This window comes from Streptomyces sp. NPDC039424 (assembly GCF_055639495.1).
On sequence record NZ_JBVKAI010000010.1, the window covers coordinates 115,091 to 141,372 of the forward strand.

The 26,282-nt window shown below is 71.9% G+C and carries 23 protein-coding genes and 1 pseudogene; 13 read left to right on the forward strand and 11 right to left on the reverse strand.

All coding sequences use genetic code 11. The features are described 5' to 3' along the window. Positions 1-83 precede the first annotated feature (83 nt). The 4 genes from ACZ7L0_RS24725 (at position 84) to ACZ7L0_RS24740 (ending at position 3,797) form a co-directional block, all read left to right on the forward strand. Complete coding sequence (locus ACZ7L0_RS24725; RefSeq protein ID WP_471244711.1) at positions 84-1,610, forward strand: flavin-containing monooxygenase; 1,527 nt, start codon at positions 84-86, stop codon at positions 1,608-1,610. Beyond that, on the forward strand, positions 1,607-2,530 hold the full coding sequence (locus ACZ7L0_RS24730) for an alpha/beta fold hydrolase (protein ID WP_471244712.1): 924 nt from the start codon (positions 1,607-1,609) through the stop codon (positions 2,528-2,530). The genes ACZ7L0_RS24725 and ACZ7L0_RS24730 overlap by 4 nt, the downstream gene beginning before the upstream one ends. After that, on the forward strand, positions 2,527-3,411 hold the full coding sequence (locus tag ACZ7L0_RS24735) for an SDR family oxidoreductase (RefSeq protein ID WP_471244713.1): 885 nt from the start codon (positions 2,527-2,529) through the stop codon (positions 3,409-3,411). Before ACZ7L0_RS24730 ends, ACZ7L0_RS24735 begins: the two co-directional genes overlap by 4 nt. Positions 3,412-3,572: 161 nt before the next feature. Next, positions 3,573-3,797 carry a hypothetical protein gene (locus ACZ7L0_RS24740; protein ID WP_471244714.1) on the forward strand — a complete coding sequence of 75 codons (225 nt, stop codon included), beginning with the start codon at positions 3,573-3,575 and terminating at the stop codon, positions 3,795-3,797. A gap of 59 nt (positions 3,798-3,856) precedes the next feature. On the opposite strand, the gene ACZ7L0_RS24745 is transcribed toward ACZ7L0_RS24740, so the two are convergent. After that, the gene (locus ACZ7L0_RS24745) at positions 3,857-7,300 is read right to left on the reverse strand and encodes a S41 family peptidase (RefSeq protein ID WP_471244715.1); all 3,444 of its coding nucleotides are present in this window, start codon (positions 7,298-7,300) and stop codon (positions 3,857-3,859) included. Between the two features lie 178 nt (positions 7,301-7,478). On the opposite strand from ACZ7L0_RS24745, the gene ACZ7L0_RS24750 reads away from it, so the two are divergent. The 3 genes from ACZ7L0_RS24750 to ACZ7L0_RS24760 all read left to right on the forward strand — a co-directional run bounded on the left by ACZ7L0_RS24750 (position 7,479) and on the right by ACZ7L0_RS24760 (position 11,473). Next, positions 7,479-8,078, forward strand: a complete 600-nt coding sequence (locus ACZ7L0_RS24750; RefSeq protein WP_471244716.1) for a TetR/AcrR family transcriptional regulator — start codon at positions 7,479-7,481, stop codon at positions 8,076-8,078. 122 nt (positions 8,079-8,200) lie between these two features. Further along, positions 8,201-10,438 carry an MMPL family transporter gene (locus ACZ7L0_RS24755; RefSeq protein WP_471244717.1) on the forward strand — a complete coding sequence of 746 codons (2,238 nt, stop codon included), beginning with the start codon at positions 8,201-8,203 and terminating at the stop codon, positions 10,436-10,438. Positions 10,439-10,627: 189 nt separating this feature from the next. Beyond that, positions 10,628-11,473: an EamA family transporter gene (locus ACZ7L0_RS24760; RefSeq protein ID WP_471244718.1), complete on the forward strand. Its 846-nt coding sequence runs from the start codon at positions 10,628-10,630 to the stop codon at positions 11,471-11,473. Positions 11,474-11,487: 14 nt separating this feature from the next. Here ACZ7L0_RS24760 and ACZ7L0_RS24765 read toward each other — a convergent pair whose 3' ends face one another. Beyond that, a complete protein-coding gene (locus tag ACZ7L0_RS24765) occupies positions 11,488-11,661 on the reverse strand; it encodes a hypothetical protein (protein WP_471244858.1) in 174 nt (57 codons plus the stop codon). Between the two features lie 161 nt (positions 11,662-11,822). Between ACZ7L0_RS24765 and ACZ7L0_RS24770 the strand changes: the two are divergent. After that, positions 11,823-12,716 (forward strand): annotated as a pseudogene (locus ACZ7L0_RS24770) (NAD(P)-dependent oxidoreductase); the annotation flags it as partial. A gap of 99 nt (positions 12,717-12,815) precedes the next feature. After that, positions 12,816-13,091: a DUF1876 domain-containing protein gene (locus tag ACZ7L0_RS24775; protein WP_471244719.1), complete on the forward strand. Its 276-nt coding sequence runs from the start codon at positions 12,816-12,818 to the stop codon at positions 13,089-13,091. Between the two features lie 6 nt (positions 13,092-13,097). Here the strand turns inward: ACZ7L0_RS24775 and ACZ7L0_RS24780 are convergent, their stop codons facing one another. From ACZ7L0_RS24780 to ACZ7L0_RS24805, 6 genes are all read right to left on the reverse strand, one after another. Beyond that, positions 13,098-14,267 carry a serine hydrolase domain-containing protein gene (locus ACZ7L0_RS24780; protein WP_471244720.1) on the reverse strand — a complete coding sequence of 390 codons (1,170 nt, stop codon included), beginning with the start codon at positions 14,265-14,267 and terminating at the stop codon, positions 13,098-13,100. Positions 14,268-14,341: 74 nt separating this feature from the next. Further along, positions 14,342-14,788, reverse strand: coding sequence for an organic hydroperoxide resistance protein (locus ACZ7L0_RS24785; protein ID WP_471244721.1), 447 nt, complete (start codon positions 14,786-14,788; stop codon positions 14,342-14,344). Positions 14,789-14,899: 111 nt separating this feature from the next. Then, on the reverse strand, positions 14,900-15,382 hold the full coding sequence (locus ACZ7L0_RS24790) for a MarR family winged helix-turn-helix transcriptional regulator (protein ID WP_471244722.1): 483 nt from the start codon (positions 15,380-15,382) through the stop codon (positions 14,900-14,902). After that, positions 15,379-16,140, reverse strand: coding sequence for an energy-coupling factor ABC transporter ATP-binding protein (locus tag ACZ7L0_RS24795; protein WP_471244723.1), 762 nt, complete (start codon positions 16,138-16,140; stop codon positions 15,379-15,381). Before ACZ7L0_RS24795 ends, ACZ7L0_RS24790 begins: the two co-directional genes overlap by 4 nt. Then, positions 16,128-16,889, reverse strand: a complete 762-nt coding sequence (gene cbiQ, locus ACZ7L0_RS24800) for a cobalt ECF transporter T component CbiQ (RefSeq protein WP_471244724.1) — start codon at positions 16,887-16,889, stop codon at positions 16,128-16,130. The genes ACZ7L0_RS24795 and cbiQ overlap by 13 nt, the downstream gene beginning before the upstream one ends. Position 16,890: 1 nt before the next feature. Next, the gene (locus ACZ7L0_RS24805) at positions 16,891-17,928 is read right to left on the reverse strand and encodes an energy-coupling factor ABC transporter permease (protein WP_471244725.1); all 1,038 of its coding nucleotides are present in this window, start codon (positions 17,926-17,928) and stop codon (positions 16,891-16,893) included. 168 nt (positions 17,929-18,096) lie between these two features. Here ACZ7L0_RS24805 and ACZ7L0_RS24810 point away from each other — a divergent pair, with 168 nt between their 5' ends. Next, positions 18,097-18,444 (forward strand): SsgA family sporulation/cell division regulator, encoded by a 348-nt coding sequence (locus ACZ7L0_RS24810; RefSeq protein ID WP_471244726.1) that lies wholly within the window; start codon positions 18,097-18,099, stop codon positions 18,442-18,444. On the opposite strand, the gene ACZ7L0_RS24815 is transcribed toward ACZ7L0_RS24810, so the two are convergent. From ACZ7L0_RS24815 to ACZ7L0_RS24825, 3 genes are all read right to left on the reverse strand, one after another. After that, on the reverse strand, positions 18,445-20,118 hold the full coding sequence (locus ACZ7L0_RS24815) for a penicillin-binding transpeptidase domain-containing protein (RefSeq protein WP_471244727.1): 1,674 nt from the start codon (positions 20,116-20,118) through the stop codon (positions 18,445-18,447). A gap of 105 nt (positions 20,119-20,223) precedes the next feature. Further along, positions 20,224-21,852, reverse strand: coding sequence for a penicillin-binding transpeptidase domain-containing protein (locus tag ACZ7L0_RS24820; protein WP_471244728.1), 1,629 nt, complete (start codon positions 21,850-21,852; stop codon positions 20,224-20,226). Positions 21,853-21,975: 123 nt separating this feature from the next. Beyond that, positions 21,976-23,715, reverse strand: coding sequence for a dolichyl-phosphate-mannose--protein mannosyltransferase (locus ACZ7L0_RS24825; protein ID WP_471244729.1), 1,740 nt, complete (start codon positions 23,713-23,715; stop codon positions 21,976-21,978). Positions 23,716-23,823: 108 nt separating this feature from the next. Here ACZ7L0_RS24825 and rsmI point away from each other — a divergent pair, with 108 nt between their 5' ends. From rsmI to ACZ7L0_RS24840, 3 genes are all read left to right on the forward strand, one after another. Then, a complete protein-coding gene (rsmI, locus tag ACZ7L0_RS24830) occupies positions 23,824-24,675 on the forward strand; it encodes a 16S rRNA (cytidine(1402)-2'-O)-methyltransferase (RefSeq protein ID WP_471244730.1) in 852 nt (283 codons plus the stop codon). A gap of 226 nt (positions 24,676-24,901) precedes the next feature. After that, on the forward strand, positions 24,902-25,318 hold the full coding sequence (locus ACZ7L0_RS24835; RefSeq protein ID WP_471244731.1) for a hypothetical protein: 417 nt from the start codon (positions 24,902-24,904) through the stop codon (positions 25,316-25,318). A 47-nt stretch (positions 25,319-25,365) separates the two neighbouring features. Next, positions 25,366-26,265 (forward strand): TatD family hydrolase, encoded by a 900-nt coding sequence (locus ACZ7L0_RS24840; RefSeq protein WP_471244732.1) that lies wholly within the window; start codon positions 25,366-25,368, stop codon positions 26,263-26,265. Positions 26,266-26,282: the final 17 nt, after the last annotated feature.

A 26,282-nucleotide genomic window follows, 5' to 3' on the forward strand; every position in this document is an offset into this window, starting at 1 on the left:
TACCCATCAGTACGGGGCTGCTCTACAGTCCCATTGCGCCAGTGTTCACTGGCAGGGTTGGGTCGGGCAGGGAGGGTGTCGGGATGGCCGAACACGAGCACGTACGGGTGGCGGTGATCGGATCCGGATTCGGCGGGCTGGGCGCGGCCGTGCGGCTGCGCCGCGAGGGGATCACCGACTTCGTCGTCCTGGAGCGGGCCGACAGCGTCGGCGGCACCTGGCGGGACAACAGCTACCCCGGGTGCGCCTGTGACGTGCCCTCCCATCTGTACTCGTTCTCGTTCGCGCCCAACCCCGACTGGCCGCGCACCTTCTCCGGGCAGGAGCACATCCGCGCCTATCTGGAGCATGTGACGGACGTCTTCCGGCTGCGGCCCCACATCCGCTTCGGCGCCGAGGTGCAGCGGATGACCTGGGACACCGTGCGGCTGTGCTGGGACATCGAGACGGCCTCCGGCTCGTTGTCGGCGGACGTCGTCGTCTCCGCCACCGGCCCGCTGTCCGACCCCAGGATCCCGGACGTCCCCGGCCTGGACTCCTTCCCCGGCAAGGTCTTCCACTCGGCCCGCTGGGACCACGACTACGACCTCACCGGCAAGCGGGTCGCCATGGTGGGGACGGGGGCGTCCGCGATCCAGATCGTGCCGGCCATCCAGCCCCGGGTCGGGCGCCTCACGCTCTTCCAGCGCACCCCGGCCTGGGTGATGCCCCGCGTGGACCGGGCGATCACCGGTGCCGAGCGCCGGCTGCACCGCTCCGTGCCGCTCACCGCCCAGCTCAGGCGCGGACTGCTGTGGGGCATCCGGGAGTTGCAGGTCCAGGCGTTCACCAAACACCCCGAGGAACTCACCCTCGTCGAGCGGTTGGCCAAGCACAACATGGCCCGCGCCATCAGGGACCCGGCCCTGCGCGCCAGGCTCACCCCCGACTACCGCATCGGCTGCAAGCGGATCCTGCTGTCCAGCGAGTACTACCCGGCCCTCGCCCGCCCCAACGTCGACGTCGTCGCGAGCGGGCTCGCCGAGGTGCGCGGCTCGACCGCCGTCGCCGCCGACGGCAGCGAGGCCGAGGTGGACGCGATCGTCTTCGGCACCGGGTTCCACGTCACCGACCTGCCCATCGCCGACCGGGTGGTCGGGGCGGAGGGCCTGACCCTCGCCGAGGCCTGGAAGAAGGACGGGATGCAGGCGCTGCGCGGGTCCTCGGCCGCCGGGTTCCCGAACTGGATGACGATCATCGGGCCCAACTCCGGCCTCGGGAACTCCTCCATGATCCTCATCATCGAGTCCCAGCTGAACTACATGGCCGACTTCGTGCGGCAGCTCGGTGTCCTCGGCGGCCGGGTCGCCCTCGACGCCCGGCCCGGCGCCGTGCGCGCCTGGAACGCCAAGGTGCAGGAGCGTATGAAGCGCACGGTGTGGAACACCGGTGGCTGCACGAGCTGGTACCAGGACGTGAACGGGCGCAACACCACCATCTGGCCGGGCACGACCACGGAGTTCCGCCGGGCGACCCGGCGGGTGGACCTGACGGAGTACGAGGTCCTCCGGCCGCCCGTCCCGCAGAGGGCCGACGCCGGCTCCCGCAATCCCAGCGAGGTCACCGCATGAGCCGCCGCACCCACGTGGCCTTCGGCCCGTACGCCCCGCCGGCCCCCGGCCGCGTCCTGACCGCCGTCTCCGCCGACGGCGCCCGGCTGCACGTCGAGGTGCACGGTCCCGACGGCGCGCCCCCGGTCGTCCTGGCCCACGGCTGGACCTGCTCGACCGCGTTCTGGGCGGCGCAGATCCGGGACCTGGCGGTGGATCACCGCGTCATCGCCTATGACCAGCGGGGGCACGGCCGCAGTCCCGCGAGCCCCGCCTGCACCACCGACGCGCTGGCGGACGACCTGGAGGCGGTGCTCGCCGAGACGCTCGCGCCGGGGGAGAAGGCGGTGATAGTGGGCCACTCCATGGGCGGGATGACGGTGATGGCCGCTGCCGCGCGCCCCCGCTTCCGGGACCACGCGGCGGCCGTCCTGCTGTGCAGCACGGGCAGTTCACGGTTGGTCGCCGAGTCGCTGGTGGTGCCGTTGCGCGCGGGGCGCGTGCGCAGCCGGCTCACCGCGCGCGTCCTGGGCTCGCGCGCTCCGCTCGGACCGGTCACGCCGGTCACCCGGAGCATCCTCAAGTACGCCACCATGGGCGCCGGTTCGGCCCCGCACATGGTGGAGGCGTGCGCGCGGATCGTGCACGCCTGCCCGCGCGCCGTGCGCCACGCCTGGTCGCGGGTGCTGGACACGCTCGACCTCGACCACGCGGTACGGGAGTTGCGGGTGCCGACGGCCGTCATCGCGGGCACGGCGGACCGGATGACCCCGCCGGTGCACGCCCGTGCACTGGTGGCCGCGCTGCCGCACTGTGTGGGCAGCGTCGAGCTGACCGGCGTCGGCCACATGACACCGGTGGAGGCACCGGAGCCGGTGACCGGGAAGATCCGGGAACTGGTCTCCGTGTATGTGACGGACGCGGTCAAGGAGGGTGCATGAGCAGGGTCGGTCTTCAGGGGCAGGTCGCGGTGGTCACCGGAGCCGCGCGCGGCGTCGGCGAGCTGCTCGCGCGCAAACTCTCCGCGCGCGGGGCGACGGTGGCGCTGGTCGGACTGGAGCCGGAGGCGCTGAAGGAGGTCTCCGGGCGGCTGCACGGCGACAGCGGCCACTGGCACGCCGACGTCACCGACCACGAGGCCATGGCCCGGGTCGCCCAGGAGGTCAAGGAGCGGTTCGGCAAGGTCGACATCGTCGTCGCCAACGCCGGGGTGGCCACCGGCGGCCCCTTCGCCGACTCCGACCCGGAGGCCTGGCGGCGGGTGATCGAGGTCAACCTGATCGGCTCGGCGGTCACGGCGCGCGCCTTCCTGCCGGTGCTGATGGAGAGCCGGGGCTATCTGCTCCAGATCGCCTCGCTCGCCGCGATCACCCCGGCGCCGATGATGACCGCGTACTGCGCGTCCAAGTCGGGCGTGGAGGCGTACGCGCACAGCCTGCGTGCCGAGGTCGGCCACCAGGGCGTGCGGGTCGGCGTGGCCTATCTGTCGTGGACCGACACGGACATGGTGCGCGGCGCCGACCAGGACGAGGTCATGCGGGAGCTCAGGCAGCGGCTGCCGTGGCCGTCCAACAAGACCTATCCGCTGGGCCCGGCGGTCGACCGGATCGTGGCCGGGATCGAGCGCCGCTCCGGCCATGTGTACGGGCAGTGGTGGCTGCGCGGGATGCAGGGGGTGCGCGGGTATCTGCCGGGCCTCATCGGCACCGTGGGCCAGCGTGAGATGCGGCGGTTCGCGCCCCGGCTCCAGGGCATGCGGACGGGGCTGGTCGGTGCGGGGGGCGCGGCGGACGAGCGGGAGCGGTCGGTACGGCGGGACTAGCCGCGGAACCTGCCGCGGAACCCGGGTGGTGACCAGGGGGGTAACCAGGGGGTGTTACACACCGTTAATGATCGAAATGCGCGGAGTGTTCCCCCGTGTGAATCTGGTCGAGGCCCCACAGAGGGGCCAATCCCCCTCACCCACCACGGGAGTGAACCCACATGGGTATGAAGGACCAGTACCAGGAGCAGGGCAAGCAGAAGCTCGGCGAGGCCCGTGAGAAGGCCGGTCAGCGTGGCCAGCAGTCCGGGCAGCGCGGCCAGCAGCCCGGCCAGCCCGGCCAGCGTGGTCAGCAGTCCCCGCAGCACCGCGAGCGCGGGCGCAAGGACATCGACGACGCCGAGCGGGAGATGGACGACCGCTTCGACCAGGACTACGACGCCTGACGCGGTCGTCTCCTGACCGGAAGGGGCGCCTCCGACGGGGGGCGCCCCTTCTCACGTCGTCATGTGTCCGTCGTCCGGGGCGGCAGCTTGGGCCGCGAACGGTCCGGTACGTGACGGTAGTCGGGCGGGGTCGCCGCCGGGTGGGTGGTCAGCAGGTCCAGCGCCAGCTCCACCGCGTCGGTCAGCTGCGCCTGCCGTCCCTCCGCCCAGTCCAGCGGGGTGCGCAGGATCTCCAGGTCGGGGGCGACGCCGTGGTTCTCCACGGACCAGCCGTACGCGTCGAACCAGGCCGCGTTCATCGGCACCGTGATCACCGTGCCGTCGCCCAGCCGGTGCCGCCCGGTCATGCCGACCACGCCGCCCCAGGTCCGCTGACCGACCACCGGCCCGAGGTTCAGCAGCCTGAAGGCCGCGGTGATCATGTCGCCGTCGGAGGAGGTCGCCTCGTCGGCGAGCGCCACCACCGGCCCCCGGGGCGCGTTGGAGGTGTACGACACCGGCTGGGCGTTTCTCGTCAGGTCCCAGCCGAGGATGGTCCGGGACAGCTTCTCGATGACCAGTTCGCTGATGTGGCCGCCCGCGTTGCCCCGCACGTCCACCAGCAGTGCGGGCCGGGACACCTCCATGCGCAGGTCGCGGTTGAACTGGGCCCAGCCGGAGCCGCCCATGTCGGGGATGTGCAGATAGCCGCACTTGCTGCCGCTCAACTCCCTTACCACAGCCCGTCGTTTGGCCACCCAGTCCTGGTAGCGCAGGGGCCGCTCGTCGATCAGCGGGACGACGGCGACCCGCCGCGGGGAGCCCTCCTCGCCCTCCGGTGGGGCGAACGTCAGCTCCACCGTCGTACCGCCCGATCCCGCCAGCAGCGGATACGGCCCCGCCACCGGATCCACCGGGCGGCCGTCCACATGGGTCAGGACCGCGCCCTCCCGGATGCCGGTGCCGGCCAGCGGGGAGCGGGCCTTGGAGTCGGAGGAGTCGCCGGGCAGGATGCGCTTGACCGTCCAACCGCGTTCGCGGTGTACGAGGTTGGCGCCGAGCAGGCCCTGCCAGCGCTGGTAGTGCGCCGGGCCCTCGTTGCGGCGGGCGGCGCTGACGTAGGCGTGCGAGGTGCCGAGCTCGCCCAGCACCTCGCGGAGCAGGTCGGCGAACTCGTCGGGCGAGGCGACCCGTTCGACCAGGGGGCGGTACTGGTCGAGGACCGCGTCCCAGTCGATACCGGACATCCCCGGGTCCCAGAAGTAGGCCCGGATGAGGCGGCCGGCCTCGTCGTAGGACTGGCGCCACTCGGCGGCCGGGTCGACCTGGTGCAGGATGCGGCGGGCGTCGATCCAGGTCGTCGTGTCGGCGTCGCCGGACTCGGTGGCGGGCACCGCCCTGAGGTCGCCCTCGTCGACCACGACCAGCCGGGTGCCGTCGCCGCTGACCGCGAACCAGTCGAGGTGGCCGACGAGTTCGGACTTCTTCGCCTTGGTGATGTTGAAGTACTCCAGCGTCGGACGGCCGGTCGTGTCGTCCGGGTTGGCGAAGGTCTCGCCCAGCGCGCCGGAGATCGGCCAGCGCAGCCACACCAGGCCGCCGCCCGCGACCGGTTGCAGCGCGGAGTACTTGGAGGCGATGACCGGGAACGGCGTCACCCGGTTCTCCAGCCCCTCGACCTCCACGGTCACCGCGCCGGCCTCGCCGGTCTCCTCGTCCTCCACCGGGTCCAGCCCGCCGGCCGCCGGACGGCCCTCGGGGTTCAGCGCGAAGGGGGAGGGGGTCGCCGAGGACAGCGGGACCAGGTAGGGCTTGCAGCCCAGCGGGAACGACAGGTCCCCGGTGTGCACGTCGTAGACCGGGTCGAAGCCCCGCCAGGACAGGAAGGCCAGGTACCGGCCGTCCCGGGTGAACACCGGGTTCTCGTCCTCGAAGCGGCCACTTGTGACATCGACGATCAGCCGGTCCTTTATCCGGGCCATCTTGATCTGCCGCAACGTACGCCCGATCCCGGGATGCGACCACACCAGCCACGCCCCATCCGGCGAAAACGCAAGATCCCGCACCGGCCCATTACCCGCCCGAACCAACTCGGTGACCATGCCGGAGGTGCCGAGCCCGCCGGAATCCCCGAGGTTGCTGGAGTCGCCGGAACCTTCAGGGCCGCTGAAGTCGCCGAGGCCACCGGAGCCCTCGGAGCCACCGGAATCCTCGGACCCGCCGGAGCCCTCGGACCCACCGGAGCCCTCGGAGCCCAGGGACCCCCCGGACCCCCCGGCGCCGTCGGTGACGTCCGAGCCGTCGGTGACGTCGAGGAGTAGCAAGCGGCCGTCGTGGGCGGCGACGGCCAGGCGTTCGCCTTCGGGGTCGGAGGCCAGTTCGAGGACGCGGCCGAGTTGTCCGGAGGCCAGTCGGCGGGGCTCGCGGTCGCCGGTGGCGCGGGGGAGGTGGGCGATCTCGATCGCGTCCTCGCCGTCGGCGTCGGTGACGTAGGCGACCTGGCCGGTCGCGCCCAGCATCTCCGGGAGCCGGACGCGTACCCCGGGCGGGTCCGTGAGGGTGCGGGCGGGGCCGTCGCGGTGGGTGAGCCAGTACAGGCTGCCGCGGACGACGACGGCGCTGGCCCGGCCCGTCTCGTCCACGGAGATGCCGTCCACGTGCTGGGCGGCGGGCACCTGGTACGGCCGGCGGCCCGCCCGCGCACCGCTCAGCCGTACGTCCAGCCGGCGCGGGACCGAGTCCGGGGAGAGGTCGTCGACGATCCACAGGTCGCCCGCGCACTGGTAGACGACCCGTGTGCCGTCGCTGGAGGCGTGCCGGGCGTAGAAGGCGTCGTGGTCGGTGTGCCGGCGCAGGTCGGTGCCGTCGTGGGCGCAGGAGTAGAGGTTGCCGATGCCCTCGTGGTCGGAGAGGAAGGCGATCCGCCCGCCGACGAACATCGGGGAGTGCAGGTGCCCGCCGATGTCGGGGAGCAGCCGCTGCCCGTGCAGCCACAGCCGGCCCATGGCGCCGCCCCGGTAGCGCTTCCAGGAGGCCGGTTCGTGCGGCGGGGTGCCGGTCAGCAGCAGGGTCTTGCGCTCGCCGTCGAGGTCGGCGACCTGGAGGTCGGCGACCGGTCCCCAGGGCAGTTTGCGGCCCGGGTCGCCCTCCAGGGCGATCTTGTAGGCCCAGGTGAAGTGCGAGAAGGGCTCGCCGTGTGAGGCGACGGCGAGGATGGCGGAGTGCTCCTCCTCGTCGGGCGGGGTCCACCCGCACACCTGTGTGTCCGGACTGCCCCAGTAGGTCAGCTGCCGCCCCGGCCCGCCGTCGACCCCGACCAGGTGGATCTCGGGGACGAGGCTGCGCCAGGTCGTGTACGCGATGTGGCGTCCGTCGGGCGAGAAGCGGGGATGCCCGGTCTTGGTGCGGTCGACCGTGAGCCGCCAGGCGCGGCCCGGGGTGTCGAGGGGAGCCAGCCAGAGGTCGTCCTCGGCCACGAAGCACAGCAGTTCGCCGCTGAGATGCGGCAGGCGCAAGTAGCTCACCTCCCCAGGCTTTCCCCGGGGACGCAGTGGAGCAACTCGTGAAAAAGACCCCCGCTCCGACCAGGCGTGACCCAGAACACGTACGAAACGGTTTCGTTTCGTAGAGGGCTGCGCTACATTCTTCCTGTACGAGTTGGACGTACGAAACCGAGTCGTTCGGAGCAGGAGGGTGAGGGAGATGACCGAGGTCGCCGCCGTGCGCCGCAGTCGGATCACGCCCGAGCGCGAGGCCGAGCTGTACGCGGCCGTGCTCGACCTGCTCCGGGAAGTCGGCTACGACGCCCTCACCATGGACGCCGTGGCCGCCCGCACCCGGTCCAGCAAGGCCACCCTCTACCGCCAGTGGGGCGGCAAGGCCGAGCTGGTCGTGAAGGCCCTGAAGCACGGCAAGCCCGGTTCGGCCGACGAGATCGACACCGGCTCGCTCCGGGGCGACATGCACGCCCTCGCCATGCGCGAGGACGACTGCACGATGGAGCGGAACTCCGCGCTGATGCGGGGCGTGGCCATGGCGATCCATCAGAACCCGGACCTGCGCGAGGCGTTCCGGGAACAGGTGGTCGAGCCGGAGATGGACGCGTTCCGGCGCGTCATGCAACGTGCCGTCGACCGGGGCGAGATCCGGGCGGACTGCCCGGCGCTGGACTTCCTGCTCCCGATGATGGTCGGGGCGTTCGCCACCCGGGCGCTGCTGGAGGACCAGCCGCCGACCCAGGCCTTCATCCTCTCGTACCTCGACGCCGTGGTCCTCCCCGCCCTCGGCATCCCCACCCTCTGAGCCTTCCCCACCCCAGTACCTGACGTCACCGCTCACGTCGTCGGGCCGGTCATCCCTGCCACCCACAGGGCTGATCACCCCTGCCCTGAAGAACCCCACGACCTGACCGGGAGTACGCCCTCGTGGCCACGTTCCTCTACAAACTCGGCCGATTCGCCTTCAGGCGACGGCACTTCGTCGCCCTGATATGGGTGGCGCTGCTGACCCTGGCGGGCGTCGGCGCGGCAAGCGCACCCGCGGCCGGCAACTCGTCGTTCTCCATCCCCGGTACGGAGGCCCAGAAGGCCTTCGACCTGCTGGAACAGCGCTTCCCCGGCATGAGCGCCGACGGCGCCACCGCCCGGGTGGTCTTCAAGGCGCCGACAGGCGAGAAGATGACGGACGCCGCCAACAAGGCGACCGTGAAGAAGACCGTGAAGGAGCTGTCCCACGGCTCCGAGGTCGTCTCCGTCGCCGACCCCTACCAGGGCAAGGCCGTCAGCAAGGACGGCACGATCGCGTACGCGTCGGTGAAGTACAAGGTCTCCGGCATGGAGCTGGAGGACTCCACGCGGGACGCGCTCAAGGAGGCCGCGCAGAAGGCGCGGAAGGCCGGGCTGACCGTGGAGGTCGGCGGCGACGCGCTGAGCGCCACGCCCGAGACCGGCTCCAGTGAGGTCATCGGCATCGCGGTCGCCGCGGTCGTCCTCGTCATCACCTTCGGCTCGCTGATCGCGGCCGGTCTGCCGCTGCTGACGGCGCTCATCGGCGTGGGCATCGGCGTCTCCACCATCACCGCCCTCGCCAACGCCCTCGACCTGGGGTCCACCACCTCCACCCTGGCCATGATGATCGGCCTCGCGGTCGGCATCGACTACGCGCTCTTCATCGTCTCCCGCTACCGCGCCGAACTGGCCGAGGGCCGCGGGCGCGAGGAGGCGGTCGGCCGCGCCGTCGGCACGGCGGGCTCCGCGGTGGTCTTCGCGGGCCTGACGGTGGTCATCGCCCTGGTCGGCCTGTCCGTGGTCAACATCCCGATGCTGACGAAGATGGGTGTCGCGGCGGCGGGCACGGTCGCCATCGCGGTCCTGATCGCGCTGACCCTCATCCCGGCCCTGCTGGGCTATGTGGGCCGCAGGGTCAAGCCCGCGGGCGAGAAGAGCAAGCTGCTCGGCGGTGGCCGCAAGGCGGCGGCCGACAAGGCGGCCCGGCCCAACATGGGCACCCGCTGGGCGAGCTTCGTCGTCCGCCGCCCGGTCGCGGTGCTCCTCCTCGGCATCGTCGGCCTCGGCGCGGCGGCCGTCCCCGCCGGGTCCCTGGAACTGGGCCTGCCCGACGACGGCTCCCAGCCGACGTCCACCACGCAGCGCCGCGCCTACGACCTGCTCTCGGAGGGCTTCGGCCCCGGCTTCAACGGCCCGCTCATGATCGTGGTCGACGCCAAGGGCAGCGCCCACCCGAAGGCCGCCTTCACCAAGGTCGGCGACGAGATCAAGGGCATGAAGGGCGTGGTGACGGTGACCCCGGCCGCGCCCAACAAGGCCGGCGACACCGCCACCATCACCGTCATCCCCCGCTCCAAGCCGTCCTCGACGACCACCGAGGACCTGGTGCACGCCATCCGTGACAAGGGAGCGTCCATCACCTCCGCCACGGACGCGAAGGTCCTGGTGACCGGCTCGACGGCGATGAACATCGACTTCTCGCAGAAGCTGAACGACGCGCTGCTGCCGTACCTGGCCCTGGTGGTCGGCCTCGCCTTCCTGCTGCTGATCGTGGTCTTCCGCTCGATCCTGGTCCCGCTGAAGGCGGCCCTCGGCTTCCTGCTGTCGGTGCTGGCCGCGCTGGGCGCGGTGGTCGCGGTGTTCCAGTGGGGCTGGCTGGCCGGCCTGATGGGCGTGGAGGAGACCGGCCCGGTGATGTCGATGATGCCGATCTTCATGGTGGGCGTCGTCTTCGGTCTCGCGATGGACTACGAGGTGTTCCTCGTGACCCGGATGCGGGAGGCGTACGTGCACGGGGAGAAGCCGAGCCAGGCCGTGGTGACCGGCTTCAAGCACGGGGCCCGGGTGGTGACGGCAGCGGCCGTCATCATGATCGCGGTGTTCTCCGGATTCATCGGCTCCAGCGAGTCGATGATCAAGATGATCGGATTCGGCCTCGCGATCGCCGTCTTCTTCGACGCGTTCATCGTCCGCATGGCCATCGTCCCGGCGGTGCTCGCGCTTCTCGGCAAGAAGGCCTGGTGGCTGCCGAAGTGGCTGGACCGCGCCCTGCCCAACGTGGACGTCGAGGGCGAGGGGCTGCGCACCCGGGACGACGCCCGGTCCGGCGCCGGGTTCAGGGACGGGGACGAGGACCGGGAGCTGGTACGCGCCTGACGTACCGCTCCTGACCGGTACCGCCGGTGAGGGCGCCGTGGGGACGGCGCGCCCTCACCGGCTTTTCCCTCTGCCCCGGTGACCGCGCGAACCCGCTCGCGTGTCCCGTACACACACCGCTACCGTGCCCCGCATGACGACGACAGCCGCCACTGACGCCGACGACACCGACATCCGCGAGCGCACCTCGTGACACCGCTGGTCACCTCGGCCGTGCTGCTCGCCGCCATCACGCACGCCAGCTGGAACGCCATCGCCCACCGGATCACCGACAAGCTGGTCGGGTTCACCCTGATCATGGCGGGCGGCGCGCTCATCGGGCTGACCCTCGCGGTGTTCGCCCCGTTGCCGGCGGCGGGCGCGTGGCCGTATCTGATCGCCTCGGCGGCGATCCACATCGTGTACATCGTGCTGCTGATGACCTCCTTCCGGCTGGGGGACTTCGGGCAGGCCTATCCGATCGCCCGCGGCTCCGCGCCCCTGGCCGTCACCGTGCTGGCCGCCGTCTTCGCGCACGAGGTGCCCGACGGGTGGGCGGCGTCGGGCATCGCGCTGTCCTGCGCGGGACTCACCGGTGTCGCCCTGTGGGGCCTGCGCGGACGGCGGCCGGACTGGGCGGCGATCGGGGCGGCGCTGGCGACGGGGCTGGCCATCGCCGCGTACACCGTCGTGGACGGGCTCGGGGTACGGGCCTCCGGGTCGTCGGTCGGTTACGTCGCCTGGCTGATGGCGGTGCAGGGGCTGTGGATCCCCGCGTACGCCGTCCGGCGCTGGCGTGCGCAGACGGTCGCGGTCCTACGGCCCTTCGCCGCCCTCGGCCTGCTCGGCGCCGCCCTGTCCGTCGCCGCCTACGGCCTCGTCCTGTGGGCCCAGACACGGGCCGAACTCGCCCCCATCGCGGCACTCCGGGAGTCCTCGATCATCGTCGGCGCGGCCATCGGCGCCCTGTTCTTCAAGGAGCGCTTCGGCCTCCCCCGGATCGCCGCCGCGGGCCTCCTGGTCGTCGGCATCGGGCTGATGCTGCATGCCGGGTAGCGCGGGACGTGTGGTTACCAGTACCGGGCGGCCTGTTGCAGTGTCTGGCGTGTGCGGACGACGTCGGGGTTGGTGTCGGCGCCGGGGCGTTGGACGAGGAAGAGGGTGTTGAGTGGGGGTTCTTCCGGGGTGTGCAGGACGGTGAGGCGGCCCGCGTCCAGGTACTCCTGGCACAGTGAGCGCGGCAGGACGCTGTAGCCGGCGCCCGCCCGCCGAGCTCGCGAAGCAGACCCCGAACCCGATGCTCAACGGCCACCGGGCCTGGCTCGACGGGCTTGTCCGCGCCGCCTTCGGGCAGGCTGGGGCCTGAGATACGACGAGCCGAGAACACGAGAACAGGAAGCCGACCGTCATGACCGACAAGCTCACCGTGAGTGTCCTGGGCACCGGCATCATGGGTGCCGCGATGGCCCGCAACATCGCCAGGGCCGGACACCGTGTCCGCGCCTGGAACCGCACCCGGGCGAAGGCCGAACCGCTGGCCGAGGCCGGCGCGCACGTCGCCGACACCGTCGCCGAGGCCGTCGAGGGCGCCGACGTCGTCCTGACCATGCTGTACGACGGCGACGCGGTCCTGGAGGTCATGCGCGAGGCCGCGCCCGCCCTGCGCCCCGGCGCGGTGTGGGCGCAGTCGACCACCGCCGGGCTCGACTCCGTCGCCGAACTGGCCGGTTTCGCCCGCGAGCACGGCCTGGTCTTCTACGACGCCCCCGTACTGGGTACCCGGCAGCCCGCCGAGGCCGGCCGGCTGACCGTGCTGGCCGCCGGGCCGCAGGAGGGGCGGGAGACGGTCACGCCCGTGTTCGACGCGGTCGGCGCCCGTACGGTGTGGACCGGCGAGGACGGGGCGACCGCCGCCGCCACCCGGCTGAAGCTGGTCGCCAACAGCTGGGTCCTCGCGGCCACCGCGGCGACCGGTGAGGTGCTGGCGCTGTCCCAGGCGCTCGGCGTCGACCCGCACAGCTTCTTCGACCTCGTCGCGGGCGGCCCGCTCGACATGGGGTACCTCCGCGCCAAGGCGAGCCTGGTGCTGGAGGAGCGGCTGACGCCGGCCCAGTTCGCGGTGGCCACCGCGGAGAAGGACGCCCGGCTGATCGTCCGGGCCGGTGAGCGCGGCGGTGTCCGTCTCGACATCGCCGAGGCGACCGCCGAACGGTTCGCCCGGGCCGCCGCGCAGGGCCACGCCGACGAGGACATGGTCGCCGCGTACTTCGCCAGCTTCGACGAGAAGCCCGCCTCCTGACGCACCCGCTCCCCGATTACCGCCCGGAGATGAGCCCACGACGTGACGGCGGGGGCCGCGAGGAGCACTCTGGAATCAGTGGTTCCGGAGGTGGTGTTCATGATGCGTACCACGGTGGGATGGCACATCGAGCTCGAGTTCCAGGAGGACGATCAGCACACACGGGCGGCGGCCATGGTCCGCTTGCCCGACGGCACGGAGGTACGGGCGCACGGTCACGCCAGCCGCCACCGCACCGACGCCAACCAGCCCAGGGTCGGCGAGGAGATAGCGGGCGCGCGTGCCCTCAACGAACTGGCCATGGAGCTGCTGACCAAGGCGCACGGGGAGATCGACGAGGCGTCCGGGCGGACGTCCCACCCGATCAACGTGTGACCCCGCTCAGCGCGCGGGCGGCACGGCCTGCCGTACCGCCCGCACCAGCGCCTGCGCCCGCGGGTCCGCCGTCACGCTGGTGCGGAAGCCGTTGGTGACGTAACCGAAGGCGATGCCCGCCTCGGGGTCGGCGAAGCCGAGGGCCCCGCCGCGGCCCGGGTGGCCGAAGGAGGCGGGGGAGAGCAGCGGGGACGCGCCGCCGTGCAGCATGTGGCCGAGGCCGAACCGGGTGTTCACCACGAGCACGCGGTCCGGTCCTGAGGAGTGCTCGGCGCGGGCCAGTGCCGTCGTCTCCGGGGTGAAAAGGCGCGTTCCGCCGTCCACCTCGCCGATCAGGGACGCGTAGAAGCGGGCGAGGCCCTCGGCGGTGGCGATGCCGTTGGAGGCGGGCAGGGCGGCGGCGCGGTAGGCGGGGGAGTTCTCGTCGGGCAGCGGGGTGATCGCGGCGAACGCGCGGCGGGTCAGGGAGCCGGGGTCGGCGTAGGCCTCGGCGACCGCCCGCTTGGGGCGGGTCTTCAGCGCGCCGGACGTCTCGGGGGCCTCGACCTGGCCCACCCGGCCGACCCGCGCGGCCTCCGTCTGCGGCAGGCCGAGCCACAGGTCGGCGCCGGCCGGCCCGGCCATCTCGGTGGCGATCCACTCGCCGATCGCGCGGCCGGTGACCCGGCGGACCAGTTCGCCGGTGAGCCAGCTGTAGGTCTGCGCGTGGTAGCCGTGGGCGGTGCCCGGCTCCCAGGCGGGTGCCTGGGCGGCGACGGCCGCCGCGCCGAGATCGGGGTCGGCGGCCTGCTCCGGCGTCAGCGGCCGGTCCAGGACGGGCACGCCGGCGCGGTGTGCGAGCAGGTCCCGGACCAGGGTCCGCTCCTTGCCCGCCGCCTTGAACTCCGGCCAGTACGCGCCCACCGGGGCGTCCAGGTCCAGCTCGCCGCGCTGGTGCAGGAGCAGCAGCGCGGCGGCGGCGACGCCCTTCGTCGCGGAGCGCACGATCTGGGCGGTGCCGTGCTCCCACGAAGCCGTGCCGTCCACGTCCTTCGTGCCGCCCCACAGGTCGACGACCTTGCGCCCGTCCCGGTACACGGCCACCGCCGCGCCCCGGTCGCCGAGCAGCTCGAAGTTGGCTGCGAACGCCTCCCGGACCGGCTCGAAGCCCTCGGCCACCGCACCGTTCACGTCCACGCCCGCACTTCCCTTCGGCTCGCCTTCGACAGTGAGCGCAACACCCACTGTGAGCCTGCGATTCCTGCGTTTCGCTAGCCGAGGACGATCGTTACATCGATGTTGCCGCGCGTGGCGTTCGAGTACGGGCACACCTCGTGGGCGGCGTCCACCAGCTTGGCGGCGATGTCGGGGTCGAGGACGGGCAGGGAGACGCTGAGGGCGACCGCCAGGCCGTAGCCGCGGGTCCTGTTGGGGCCGATGCCGACCTTCGCGGCGACCGTGGAGCCGGTGAGGTCGTAGCCCGCGCGGTTGCCGACCAGGATCAGGGCGTTGTGGAAGCAGGAGCTGTAGCCGGCCGCGAACAGCTGCTCGGGGTTGGTGCCGTCGCCGTCCCCGCCCAGCGCCGGCGGCATCGCCACCCTCAGGTCGATCCTGCCGTCCTGACTGGTGACATAGCCGTCCCGGCCGCCGTGCGCGGTGGCCTCGGCGACGTACATGATCTTCGTCGGCCGGGTGTCGACGACGGTGCCGTCACTCATGGCTGGCCCTCCCCGAAACAGCTGTGCACAAATACATCGTGCACAAGGTACTGGCTGGTAGGTCAGTTGTCCCTACCAGGGGGTTGCAACCGTGGGTAACACGAGATCGGGTCAGCGGGGGACACCCGTGCGGTCCGCCGCCGCCTCCGCGCGCTCCGCCAGCCGCCACAGCTCCTCGCGCAGCCGGGCGACCTCACCCGTCCCCAGCTCCGTCGCCGTGAGCAGCGCGCCCGGTACGCGGGCCGCCCGCTCCCGCAGTTCCTCCCCGCGTCCGGTGACCGCGACGAGCACCGACCGCTCGTCCCGCGCCGACCGCTCACGCCGTACCAGCCCCGCCGCCTCCAGCCGCTTGAGCAACGGCGACACCGTGCCGTAGTCCAGCCGCAGCGCGGCGGCGAGCTCCTTGACCGTGGTCTCGCCGCGCTCCCACAGCACCAGCAGGACGAGGTACTGCGGGTAGGTGAGCCCCAGCTCTTCGAGGAGTGGGCGGTACGCGGCCGTCACCGCGCGCTGGGCGGCGTACAGCGCGAAGCACAGCTGCTCGTCCAGGCGCGGCGGCCCGGCGGTCCTCTCCTGCTCGTCCTCGTTCGTCACGCGCCCATTGTCACGGACCGCGGGTCGAAGCCGAAGGGCAGTTCCAGGCGATGGGCGCGCATCAGCGCGTCGTCGGAGAGCAGTTCGCCGGTCGGGCCGTCGGCGGCGATCACGCCGTCGCTGAGGATCAGCGAGCGCGGGCACAGCTCCAGCGCGTAGGGCAGGTCGTGCGTGACCATCAGCACCGTCACGTCCAGCGAGCGCAGGATGTCGGCCAGTTCGCGGCGGGAGGCCGGGTCGAGGTTGGAGGAGGGCTCGTCAAGGACCAGGATCTCCGGCTCCATGGCGAGGACGGTCGCGACGGCCACCCGGCGGCGCTGCCCGAAGGAGAGGTGGTGCGGCGGCCGGTCGGCGAAGTCCGCCATGCCGACCCGCTCCAGGGCCGTACGCACCCGTTCCTCCAGCGCGGCCCCCTTCAGCCCGGCCGCCGCCGGGCCGAACGCCACGTCCTCCCGCACGGTCGGCATGAACAGCTGGTCGTCGGGGTCCTGGAAGACGATGCCGACCTTCTGCCGGATCTCGGCCATGTGCTTGCGGCCCACCGGCAGCCCGGCCACGGCCACCGTCCCGGCGCCGCCGCCCAGGATGCCGTTGAGATGCAGTACGAGCGTGGTCTTGCCGGCGCCGTTCGGGCCGAGCAGCGCGACCCGCTCGCCGCGCGCGACGCAGAAGTCCACGCCGAACAGGGCCTGGTGGCCGTCGGGGTAGGCGAAGGCGAGGCCGGAGACCTCCAGGGAAGCAGTAGTCACAGGACCCATCCCAGCAGACAGACGACGAGGGCGGCCGAGGGGAGGGCGAGGGCGTACGACCACTGCGCCCGGGACGCGGTCACCTCGTCGATCACCGGCATGGAACCGGCGTACCCGCGGCTGACCATGGCCAGGTGCACGCGCTCGCCGCGTTCGTAGGAGCGGATGAACAGCGCGCCGGCCGACTTGGCGAGCACGCCCCAGTGGCGCACGCCCCGCGCCTCGAAGCCGCGCGACTCCCGGGCGATCCGCATACGGCGCATCTCGTCGGTGATGACGTCGCCGTAGCGGATCATGAAGGAGGCGATCTGCACGAGCAGCGGCGGGAGCTTCAGGCGCTGCAGGCCGAGCAGGAGTTCGCGCAGTTCGGTGGTGGCCGCGAGGAGCACGGAGGCGGCGACGCCGAGGGTGCCCTTGGCGAGCACGTTCCAGGCGCCCCACAGGCCGTTCACGCTCAGCGAGAGCCCGAGGACGTCGATCCGCTCGCCCTCCGCCACGAACGGCATGAGCACCGCGAAGGCGACGAACGGCACCTCGATCAGCAGCCGCTTGAGCAGGAACCCGGCGGGCACGCGCGCGAGGTACGCCACCCCGCCGAGCAGGACGGCGTACAGCCCGAACGCCCACATCGCCTCGCGCGGGGTCGACACCACGACCACCACGAAGGCGAACGCGGCGGCGAGCTTGGTGTGCGGCGGCAGGGCGTGCACGGCGGAGTGCCCGTGCCGGTAGAGCCGGTGCGCGTGGCCCGCCCCCATCTCAGGCGGCCTCGGTCGGTTCGCCCGTGCGGCGCCTGCGGGCGACCACCCAGAACACCGTGCTGCCCGTGACGACGGTGACGCCGACGCCGATCACCCCCGCGAGCCCGCCGGAGAGGCGGGAGTCGGAGATGTCCTTGACGCCGTAGTCGGCGAGCGGGGAGTCGGAGTTGGTGTGCTTCTCCGCCTTCTTGTCGATGCCCTTGTCGTGGGCGACCTTCTCCAGGCCGTCGGGATCGGCGGAGGCGTAGAAGCTGACGAACCCGGCGAGCACGAGGGAGGTGACCAGGCCGGTGATCCACAGCCCCCGGCGCGAGGTCCGGGCGGCGACCGGTGCCGGGGTCGCGGGCGCGTCGACCAGTTCGCCGTTCACCCGCAGCTTGAGCTTCTGCTCCAGACCGCGCGCCCCGTACACCAGGTCCGGCCGTACGGCGATGACCGCGCCGACCGTGAGCGCGGTGATCGCGGCCTCGCCGATGCCGATGAGGACGTGGACGCCGATCATCGCGGTGGCGACCTTGGAGATGGCCACGTCGGTGGTGCCGCCGACGGCGTAGATCAGCGTGAAGGCGACCGCGGCGGCCGGTACGGAGACGAGCGCGGCGGCGAAGGAGGCGACGGTGACCGAGCGCCGCGTGCGCGGCAGCACCTTCACCAGGCCGCGGAAGACGGCGTACGCGACGACGGTCGTGACGATCGCCATGTCGGTGATGTTCACGCCGAGCGCGGTCAGTCCGCCGTCCGCGAAGAGGATGCCCTGCATGAGCAGGACGACGGAGACGCACAGGACACCGGTATAGGGGCCGACGAGTATCGCGGCGAGCGCCCCGCCGAGCAGATGGCCGCTGGTCCCGGCCGCGACCGGGAAGTTCAGCATCTGCACCGCGAAGATGAACGCGGCCACCAGTCCGGCCAGCGGCGCGGTGCGCTCGTCGAGTTCCCGCCGCGCGCCGCGCAGGCTCACGGCGAGGGCACCGGCGGCGACCACGCCGGTGACCGCGGAAGTGGGGGCGTCGATGAATCCGTCAGGTACGTGCACCGTTTGATTTTAGTGGCTTGTTGCGAACCTCTTGCAAGAGCGAGGGCGTCGTATATCTCACCGGCGGACCATCCCGGCGAGGTGAGCGTAATCCGCGGAATATGCGACATTGGAGAGGAGGCGGATGCATGGCTTCCGCACAGGCAGTACACCGTTAGGGGTCGCCTGATGTCTGTAGTCGAGCAGTACGCGCGAGCCCACATAGTCACCGACGAGGACATCCCGGAGGATCCCGCGGTCCGGGCGGTCCTGAGCTACGACCCCGATACCGACCCGCGTTCGGTACGGGTGGGCCTGCCCGGCCCGCACGAGTGGACGTTCTCGCGGTCACTGCTCGAGCAGGGGCTGCGGGCGCCGGCCGAGAGCGGGGACGTACGCGTCTGGCCGTGCGGGCGGGTCCAGGCCGTGGTGGAGTTCCACGACAAGCGGGGCGTCTCGGTGGTGCAGTTCGAGTCCAAGGCGCTCATCCGGTTCCTGCGCCGGACCTATATGGCCGGGGAGCCCGTGCGGCGCTGATCAGCCGCCCATCCGCAGCAGCGACGCCACGATCGGTCCCGCCGTGTCACCGCCGTGGCCGCCCGCCTGCACCACACCGGCCGCCGCGAGGTCGCCCCGGTACGCCGTGAACCAGCCGTTGGGCTTCTTCTGCCCGTCCACCTCGGCCGAACCGGTCTTCGCACCGTAGTCGGGGCCCAGCCCCGACATGGCCTCGGCCGCCGTGCCGTAGGCGGCCGTGTACTGCATCAACTCCCTGAGCTGGGACAGCGTGCCGGAGGACAGCGTGCGGGAGGCGGTGGCCGTCTTGCGGTGGTCGACGTCCGGGGAGACCAGGTAGGGCTGGTGGAAGACGCCCGCCTTCACCGTCGAGGCGACCGACGCCATGTTCAGCGGGTTCATCCGCACCCCGCCCTGGCCGATCAGCGAGGCCGCCATCTGGGCCGCCGACTGCACCGGCACCGAGCCGTCCATGGACGGCACGCCGATCGCCCAGTTGTTCATGCTCAGCCCGAACACCTGCTGGGCCTGCTTGGTCAGGTCGTCGTCGTCGAGCTTCTTCGCCTGGCTGATGAAGGCCGTGTTGCAGGAGCGGGCGAAGCTCGCCTTGAACGTGCCGCCCTTGATCTGGAAGTCGTCGTCGTTGTGGAACTTCCAGCCGCCGTAGGTGGACGTCTTGGGGCAGGGGTGCGCCTTGTCCGCCGACGCCAGGCCCTTCTCGATCAGCAGCGAGGAGGTGATGACCTTCATCGTGGAGCCGGGGGCCAGCGAGCCCTGGAAGGCCGTGTTGAAGCCGTGGTTGGTGTTGGCCACGGCGAGGATCTCGCCGGTCGAGGGGCGCATGAGGACCACGGACGCCCGTGCCCGCTTCGCGACCTGCCGCTCGGCCGCCGCCTGATAGGCGGGGCTGAGCGTCGTCTTCACCGTGCCCGGCGTGCCCTCGCTCAGCTCGACCAGCGTCTTGTCGGAGAGCTTCGCCGCCGCCGAGGCCTTGCCGCGCACCACGCGCAGCTCCACCCCCGCCTTGCCGCCCGCCGTCTTGCCGAACTTCTCGCGCAGCCCGTCCAGGACCGTGCCCAGGGACGGGTACTTGGCGGCGGTCAGCTCCCCGCCGTCGCGGTCCAGCGCCTTGACGGGCGGGGTGCCGGAGGCGCCGGTGACCAGCTTGTCGCCGTCCTTCAGGTCCGGGTGGACGACGGAGGCGTGCCAGTCGACCAGCGGTTTGCCGTCACTGGCGCGGCGGACGACGGTGAGCGTGCTGTCGTACGTCAGCGGCTTGCTCACACCCTTGTACGAGACCGTCCCCTTCACGGCGAAGGGGACCTTGGCGCCGGTGCGGGTGCCCGCGGTGAGCGTGACGTCCTTGACGTGGGCGTCCTTGGCGTAGCCGGTGAGCAGCGCGGCGGCGGCCGAGGAGTCGTCGGTGGCGGCCGCCGCCCGCGTCACCTTGCCCTGCTGCCAGGCGGTCAGGAAGGACTCGGCGGTGGTGCGCACCTCGGTGGCGGACAGCGGGCCGGTCTTCACCCGTTTGTGCTCGGAGGCGGACGTGGAGTGCGTCCGTTCGTCGGCCGCCGCGCCGCCGCCGTACAGCGCGTAGACACCGAACCCGGCGCCGCCGACGACCACGGCGATCATCCCGCCGAGCATGGCGGGAGAGGTCTTCCGTCGCTCGGTCACGCGTCTTCTCTTGCCCACAGCTTCCGAATCCTCCGCGATTCCCCAGGGTCCCCGTTGCCCTCGTAGCCCTCACGCTCCCCAACGACGGCAACCACCCTAGAGTCCCGACCTTTGTACGTGACGTCAGCCACCTGTCCGTAGCACGCTTGCGACAATCGGACCGGCCGCGTCCACGCCGTGGCCGCCGTCCTGGGTCATCGCGGCGGCGGCGATGTCATCGCGGTAACCGGTGAACCAGCTGTTGGACTTCGCCTGCCCGTCGACCTCGGCGGAGCCGGTCTTGGCGCCGATGCTGCTGCCGCTGCCGCCCAGCCCTGACATCACGCCGGCCGCGGTGCCGCTGACGGCGGTGCGGTTCATCATCGAGCGCAGCTGCTGGACGGTGGCGGCGGACAGCCCCCGGGCCTTCGCGGGCTCGCGGTCGTCCAGGCGGAGCGGCACGATGACCGGCTGCCGGAAGGTGCCCGTCATGGCGGTCGCCGTGACCGACGCCATGTTCAGCGGGCTCATCTGGACCTGGCCCTGCCCGATCAGGTTGGCGGCCGTGTCGGGGCCGCCGGAGGCCGGGATCCGGCCGTCGAAGGAGGGGATACCGACCTTCCAGTTGTCCTGCCCGAGCCCGAAGCGCTCCTCGGCCTCCTTGGTCAGTGAGTCGACCTTCACCTCGTCCGCGAACTTCACGAACGCCGTGTTGCAGGAGCGGGCGAAGCTGTCGGCGAGGGTGGCGTGCTCGTCGGGGGCCAGGCCCTTGAGGTTGGTGAAGGTCTGGCTCTCCGAGACGGCGGACGGCGGGCAGGGCGCCGGGCCGTTCGCCGTGGTGATGCCGTTGTCGATGAAGGTGGCGGCACTGACGATCTTCATCGTGGAGCCGGGGGCCAGCTCGCCGAGGAAGGCGGCGTTGAAGCCGTCGTTGCGGTGGTTGGCGACCGCCAGCACCTCGCCGGTGCTCGGTTTGACGGCCACCACCGACGACTCGGCGTACTTCTGCACCGCCTTCTCGGCCGCCGCCTGGGCGCTCGCGCTCAGTGTGGTCGGAAGCTTGCCCGCCTTCCCCTTGGCGAGGGTGAGGAGTGTGGTGTCGGCGCTGTTCTGGTCGGCGTGCTTGATCACCAGCTCGACGCCCGGGGTGCCGCCCGCCTTGTCGCCGTACCGGCTGCGCAGCTCGTCCAGGATCGGCCCGAGGGACGGGTACTTCTCCTTCGTCAGCACCTTCCCGGCGCGGTCCACGGCCTCGATCGGCGGGCTCGCGGCCTCACCGGTGGTGAGGGTGTCGCCCTTGCGCAGCTCCGGGTGGACCACGGACGGCTGCCAGTCGACGAGCGCGCGGTGCGTGGTCTGGCCGCGCACCACCCGCAGGCTGCTCTTGTAGTCGAGGGGCTTGGACTTCCCCTCGTACGACACGGTCGCCCGCACCGTGAAGGGCACGGTGGCTCCGGTCGCGGCGCCCGGCGTGACGCGCACCCCGGTGATGTGCGCGTCCTTCCCGTAGGCCGTCAGCAGCGCCTTCGCGTCCTCGGGGAAGTTCGTGTACGACGCCGCCGTCCCCGCCTGCCCCTTCTCCCAGGCGGCGAAGAACTTCCCGGTCGTCTCCTTCACCTCGTCACGGGACGGGGGCCCGGTCTTCACCGCCGAGGCCCCCGTCCCGCCGTCCTCGTTCAGCGCCGACAGGATGTTGTAGGCCCCGTACCCGGCCCCGCCCACGAACACCGCGAACACCCCGCCTATGACGGCGGCCTTGGCCCCCTTGCGCATGGCGCGCTCCCTCCCCCGTTCCCCGTTTCGGTGCTCGCACTGTAAGTGGCGTGTGGGGCGGCTGTGAGGAGAGTTTTCGGAACAGTGTCCGAACGGAGATCAGGAATGTGCCCGAACGTGCTCCTATACCCAGGTGTCCAGCCACATACGTGAACGCCAGGAGTCGATCGGGATCGCGGTGCCCGTGTACAGCGGCCAGAAGTAGATGAAGTTCCACGCGATCAGCAGGACCAGTACGCCCGCCCCCGCCGCGCCGATCACGCGGCGGGTGTCGGTGGAGCCCGGTGGGCCGATGATGGCGCCGATGAGCATGGCGACGGCGAGGCAGAGGAAGGGGACGAAGACGACGGCGTAGAAGAGGAAGATCGTGCGCTCCTGGTACATGAACCAGGGGAGGTAGCCGGCCGCGATGCCGCAGGCGATGGCGCCGGCCCGCCAGTCGCGGCGGAAGAGCCAGCGCCACAGGACGTAGAGGACGGCGAAGCCGGCCGCCCACCACAGCAGGGGCGTGCCGAGGGCGAGGACCTCGCGGGCGCACTTCTGGCCGGCGTCGGCGGGGCAGCCGTCGGTGCCGGGGGCGGGGGACTCGTAGAAGTACGAGACCGGGCGGCCCAGCATGATCCAGCTCCATGGGTTGGACTGGTAGGTGTGCGGGGACGACAGGCCGACGTGGAACTCGTACACCTCGTGCTCGTAGTGCCACAGGCTGCGCAGCCAGTCCGGCAGGAAGGTCCAGTGGCCGCCCTTGCCGTCGGTGGCCGCCCAGTTGCGGAAGTAGCCGCCGGAGCCGTCGGCCGGGGAGAGGATCCAGCCGATCCAGGACGCGAGGTAGACGGCGATCGCCACCGGGACCGTCGCGAGGAAGGCCAGGCCCGTGTCGTACTTGAGGACGGCCCGGTACGGGCGCCGGGCCCCGGCCACCTTGCGGGCGCCGACGTCCCACAGCAGGGTCATCACGCAGAACGCGGCCAGGATGTACAGGCCGTTCCACTTGGTGCCGATGGCCAGGCCCAGCAGGACACCGGCCGCCCAGCGCCAGGGGCGCAGACCGAAGCGGAAGGTGCCGGCGATCCGCTCGTCGGGACGCAGGCGGCCGTCCGCGTCGGCGGGCAAGGCCGCGGCCAGTCTCGCGCGCGCCTTGTCCCGGTCGATCAGCAGGCAGTCGAAGGCGCCCAGCACGAAGAACATCAGCACGCCGTCGAGCAGCGAGGTGCGGCTCATCACGAAGGCCAGGCCGTCCACCGCCAGCAGGGCGCCCGCCAGGCAGCCCAGGAAGGTGGAGCGGAACATCCGTTGCCCGATGCGGCACACCAGCATCACGGACAGCGTGCCCAGGAAGGCGGTCATGAAGCGCCAGCCGAACGGGGTGAAACCGAAGAACTGCTCGCCCAACCCGATGACGTACTTGCCGACCGGCGGGTGCACGACGTACGCGGCGTCCGCCGGGATCGTGAGGTGGCCGTGCGTCTGCAGGATCAGGTCGTTGGCGTTCTTGTCCCAGTTGACCTCGAAACCGCGGTGGATCAGCGCCCAGGCGTCCTTGGCGTAGTACGTCTCGTCGAATATCACCGCCTTCGGGCTGCCCAGGTTCCAGAACCGCATCGCGCCCGCCATCAGCGTCACCAGCAGCGGACCGAGCCAGCTCGACCAGCGGGTGATGCGCGCGGACAGGTTCGGCGGCACGCCCAGAGCCAGCCACAGACGCGGACTGGGCTCGGCGTACGGGGGCACCAGGCGGTCGCGGAGGTCGCTTCTCGGCCCCGCCGTGTAGCCGAATCGGCGCAGCCGCTGCTGCCACGCCGGCCGCTCGTCGTGCGGGGCCCGGCCCTGCCGGATGTCCGTGGAGGACGCGGTACTGGTCACCGCGCCATCGTAGGGAACCCTTCTGTGTGAGTCCCGTGCATGGGCGGTACCGATGGGCATGCGTCCGCCCCGGCGGGCCTCCCCGTCGGCCCCTGAGAGGATGACAGGGTGACTGGAACCCTTGTTTTGGCGGGCACCCCCATCGGCGACATCGCGGACGCGCCGCCCCGGCTGGCCCAGGAGCTGGCCGGCGCGGACGTCGTCGCCGCCGAGGACACGCGCCGGCTGCGGTGGCTGACGCAGGCCCTCGGCGTGACGCCCAAGGGGCGGGTGGTGTCGTACTTCGAGGGCAACGAGGCCGCCCGGACGCCGGAGCTGGTCGAGGAGCTCGTGAACGGCGCCCGTGTGCTGCTCGTCACCGACGCCGGGATGCCGTCGGTCTCCGACCCCGGGTACCGGCTGGTCGCGGCGGCCGTCGAGAAGGACATCAAGGTCACCGCCGTGCCCGGCCCGTCCGCGGTGCTCACCGCGCTGGCGCTGTCCGGGCTGCCCGTCGACCGGTTCTGCTTCGAGGGCTTCCTGCCGAGGAAGGCGGGCGAGCGGCTGTCGCGGCTGCGCGAGGTCGCCGGGGAGCGGCGCACGCTGGTCTACTTCGAGGCCCCGCACCGCCTCGACGACACCCTCGCCGCGATGGCCGAGGTCTTCGGCGGCGAGCGGCGGGCCGCCGTCTGCCGGGAGCTGACCAAGACCTACGAGGAGGTGCGGCGCGGCCCGCTGGCCGAGCTGGCGGAGTGGGCGGCCGAGGGGGTGCGCGGCGAGATCACCGTCGTCGTGGAGGGCGCCCCCGAGCGCGGGCCGGAGGAACTGGACGCCGGGGAGCTGGTGCGCCGGGTCCGGATCCGTGAGGAGGCGGGGGAGCGCCGCAAGGAGGCGATCGCGGCGGTGGCCGCCGAGGCCGGTATCCCCAAGCGCGAGGTGTTCGGCGCGGTGGTGGCGGCGAAGAACGCCGGGGGGTTGTGAGACGGCGCACACCCGCTCTGAGCAGGGCTCTTCTCCCATGAGCGTGCGCCCCATGGGTGGGCAAAAGGCTCCCGCCGAAGGCAAAGCGCAGACCCGTCGCCGGGGGCGGTACGGCAAGGAACGCCCAAATCGCCTCCAACACTCGACAGGCCTGGTGCATTCACGTCGGCGCAGGCGTCCACTGGTCGAAGGGACGCACGTCCCTCGCCCTGAGGGGAGAGCTGGCATGAGTGAGATCGCTGGGCAGACCGGCCCGCGCGGTACGGCGACCGCAGTCGTTCACGAGTCGTATTCCTTCGCCTGCATGCGCTGCGGGCACGGCTGGGAGCAGTCGTACGAGATAGAGCACCACACGGACGCCGACGGCAACGAGTTCGTCATGTACGTGACCGGCGGCCAGGTCGTACCGTCCCCGCTGAGCCGGCCCGTGTGCCACAACTGCGACGGACACGTGGTGCGGATCATGCGGGCCGGTCAGGTCTCGTCGGTGCGCGACGCGGCCGAGCGGCACCACGTGCCGCAGGCCGGACCGGTCGAGGCGCCCAAGGCACCCGCGGAGACCGAGGCGGCCGGGGGGACCGGGGAGCACCACCACTGGCATCTGTCCGATCTCCTCCATCCCTTCCAGCGCAAGGCGAGCTGAGCCCCTCGCCCGTCGGCCCGGGCATGCCCCTTTCGTAGGATCGGGGCATGCCTTCGAACGCCTCCGCCGCGGGCGGCCAGCACGAGAAGAACGCCGCGCCGCCGCTCCCGGAACCCCTCCGGGTGCCGGTCGCCGACTCCCACACCCACCTCGACATGCAGTCCGGCACGGTCGAGGAGGGCCTCGCGAAGGCCGCGTCGGTGGGGGTGACGACGGTCGTCCAGGTCGGCTGCGACATCAACGGCTCGCGGTGGGCCGCCGAGACCGCGGCGGCGTACGAGAGCGTGCACGCGACGGTCGCCCTGCACCCCAACGAGGCCCCGCGCATCGTCCACGGCGACCCCGACGGCTGGTCGCGGCAGGGCGCCCGGGAGCCCGGCGGGGACGCCGCGCTGGACGAGGCGCTCGCCGAGATCGACCGGCTGGCCGCACTGCCCCAGGTGAAGGGCGTGGGCGAGACCGGACTCGATTACTTCCGCACCGGGCCCGAGGGCAAGGCGGCGCAGGAGAGGTCCTTCCGCGCGCACATCGAGATCGCCAAGCGCAGGGGCAAGGCACTCGTCATCCACGACCGCGACGCCCACGCCGACGTGCTGCGCGTGCTGAAGGAGGAGGGCGCCCCCGAGCGCACCGTCTTCCACTGCTACTCCGGCGACGCCGAGATGGCCGAGGTGTGCGCCCGCGAGGGCTACTTCATGTCCTTCGCCGGGAACGTCACCTTCAAGAACGCCCAGAACCTGCGCGACGCCCTCGCCGTCGCCCCGCTGGAACTGGTCCTCGTGGAGACCGACGCGCCCTTCCTGACCCCGACGCCGTACCGCGGAAGGCCCAACGCGCCGTACCTCGTCCCCGTCACGGTGCGCGCCATGGCCGCCGTACGCGGTATCGACGAGGACACCCTGGCGGCGGCCCTGGGCGCGAACACCGCTCGCGCCTTCGGTTACTGATCGCACGTTCGAGGCGC

Bases quoted from the DNA above. Each gene is read 5' to 3' on its own strand.
- ACZ7L0_RS24840 (WP_471244732.1), top strand. From the start codon at position 25,366: ATGCCTTCGAACGCCTCCGCCGCGGGCGGCCAGCACGAGAAGAACGCC.
- ACZ7L0_RS24785 (WP_471244721.1), bottom strand. From the start codon at position 14,788: ATGAGTGACGGCACCGTCGTCGACACCCGGCCGACGAAGATCATGTAC.
- ACZ7L0_RS24795 (WP_471244723.1), bottom strand. From the start codon at position 16,140: ATGGGTCCTGTGACTACTGCTTCCCTGGAGGTCTCCGGCCTCGCCTTC.
- ACZ7L0_RS24735 (WP_471244713.1), top strand. From the start codon at position 2,527: ATGAGCAGGGTCGGTCTTCAGGGGCAGGTCGCGGTGGTCACCGGAGCC.
- ACZ7L0_RS24725 (WP_471244711.1), top strand. From the start codon at position 84: ATGGCCGAACACGAGCACGTACGGGTGGCGGTGATCGGATCCGGATTC.
- cbiQ (WP_471244724.1), bottom strand. From the start codon at position 16,889: ATGGGGGCGGGCCACGCGCACCGGCTCTACCGGCACGGGCACTCCGCC.
- ACZ7L0_RS24835 (WP_471244731.1), top strand. From the start codon at position 24,902: ATGAGTGAGATCGCTGGGCAGACCGGCCCGCGCGGTACGGCGACCGCA.
- ACZ7L0_RS24750 (WP_471244716.1), top strand. From the start codon at position 7,479: ATGACCGAGGTCGCCGCCGTGCGCCGCAGTCGGATCACGCCCGAGCGC.
- ACZ7L0_RS24820 (WP_471244728.1), bottom strand. From the start codon at position 21,852: ATGCGCAAGGGGGCCAAGGCCGCCGTCATAGGCGGGGTGTTCGCGGTG.
- ACZ7L0_RS24740 (WP_471244714.1), top strand. From the start codon at position 3,573: ATGGGTATGAAGGACCAGTACCAGGAGCAGGGCAAGCAGAAGCTCGGC.
- ACZ7L0_RS24775 (WP_471244719.1), top strand. From the start codon at position 12,816: ATGATGCGTACCACGGTGGGATGGCACATCGAGCTCGAGTTCCAGGAG.
- ACZ7L0_RS24730 (WP_471244712.1), top strand. From the start codon at position 1,607: ATGAGCCGCCGCACCCACGTGGCCTTCGGCCCGTACGCCCCGCCGGCC.
- ACZ7L0_RS24810 (WP_471244726.1), top strand. From the start codon at position 18,097: ATGTCTGTAGTCGAGCAGTACGCGCGAGCCCACATAGTCACCGACGAG.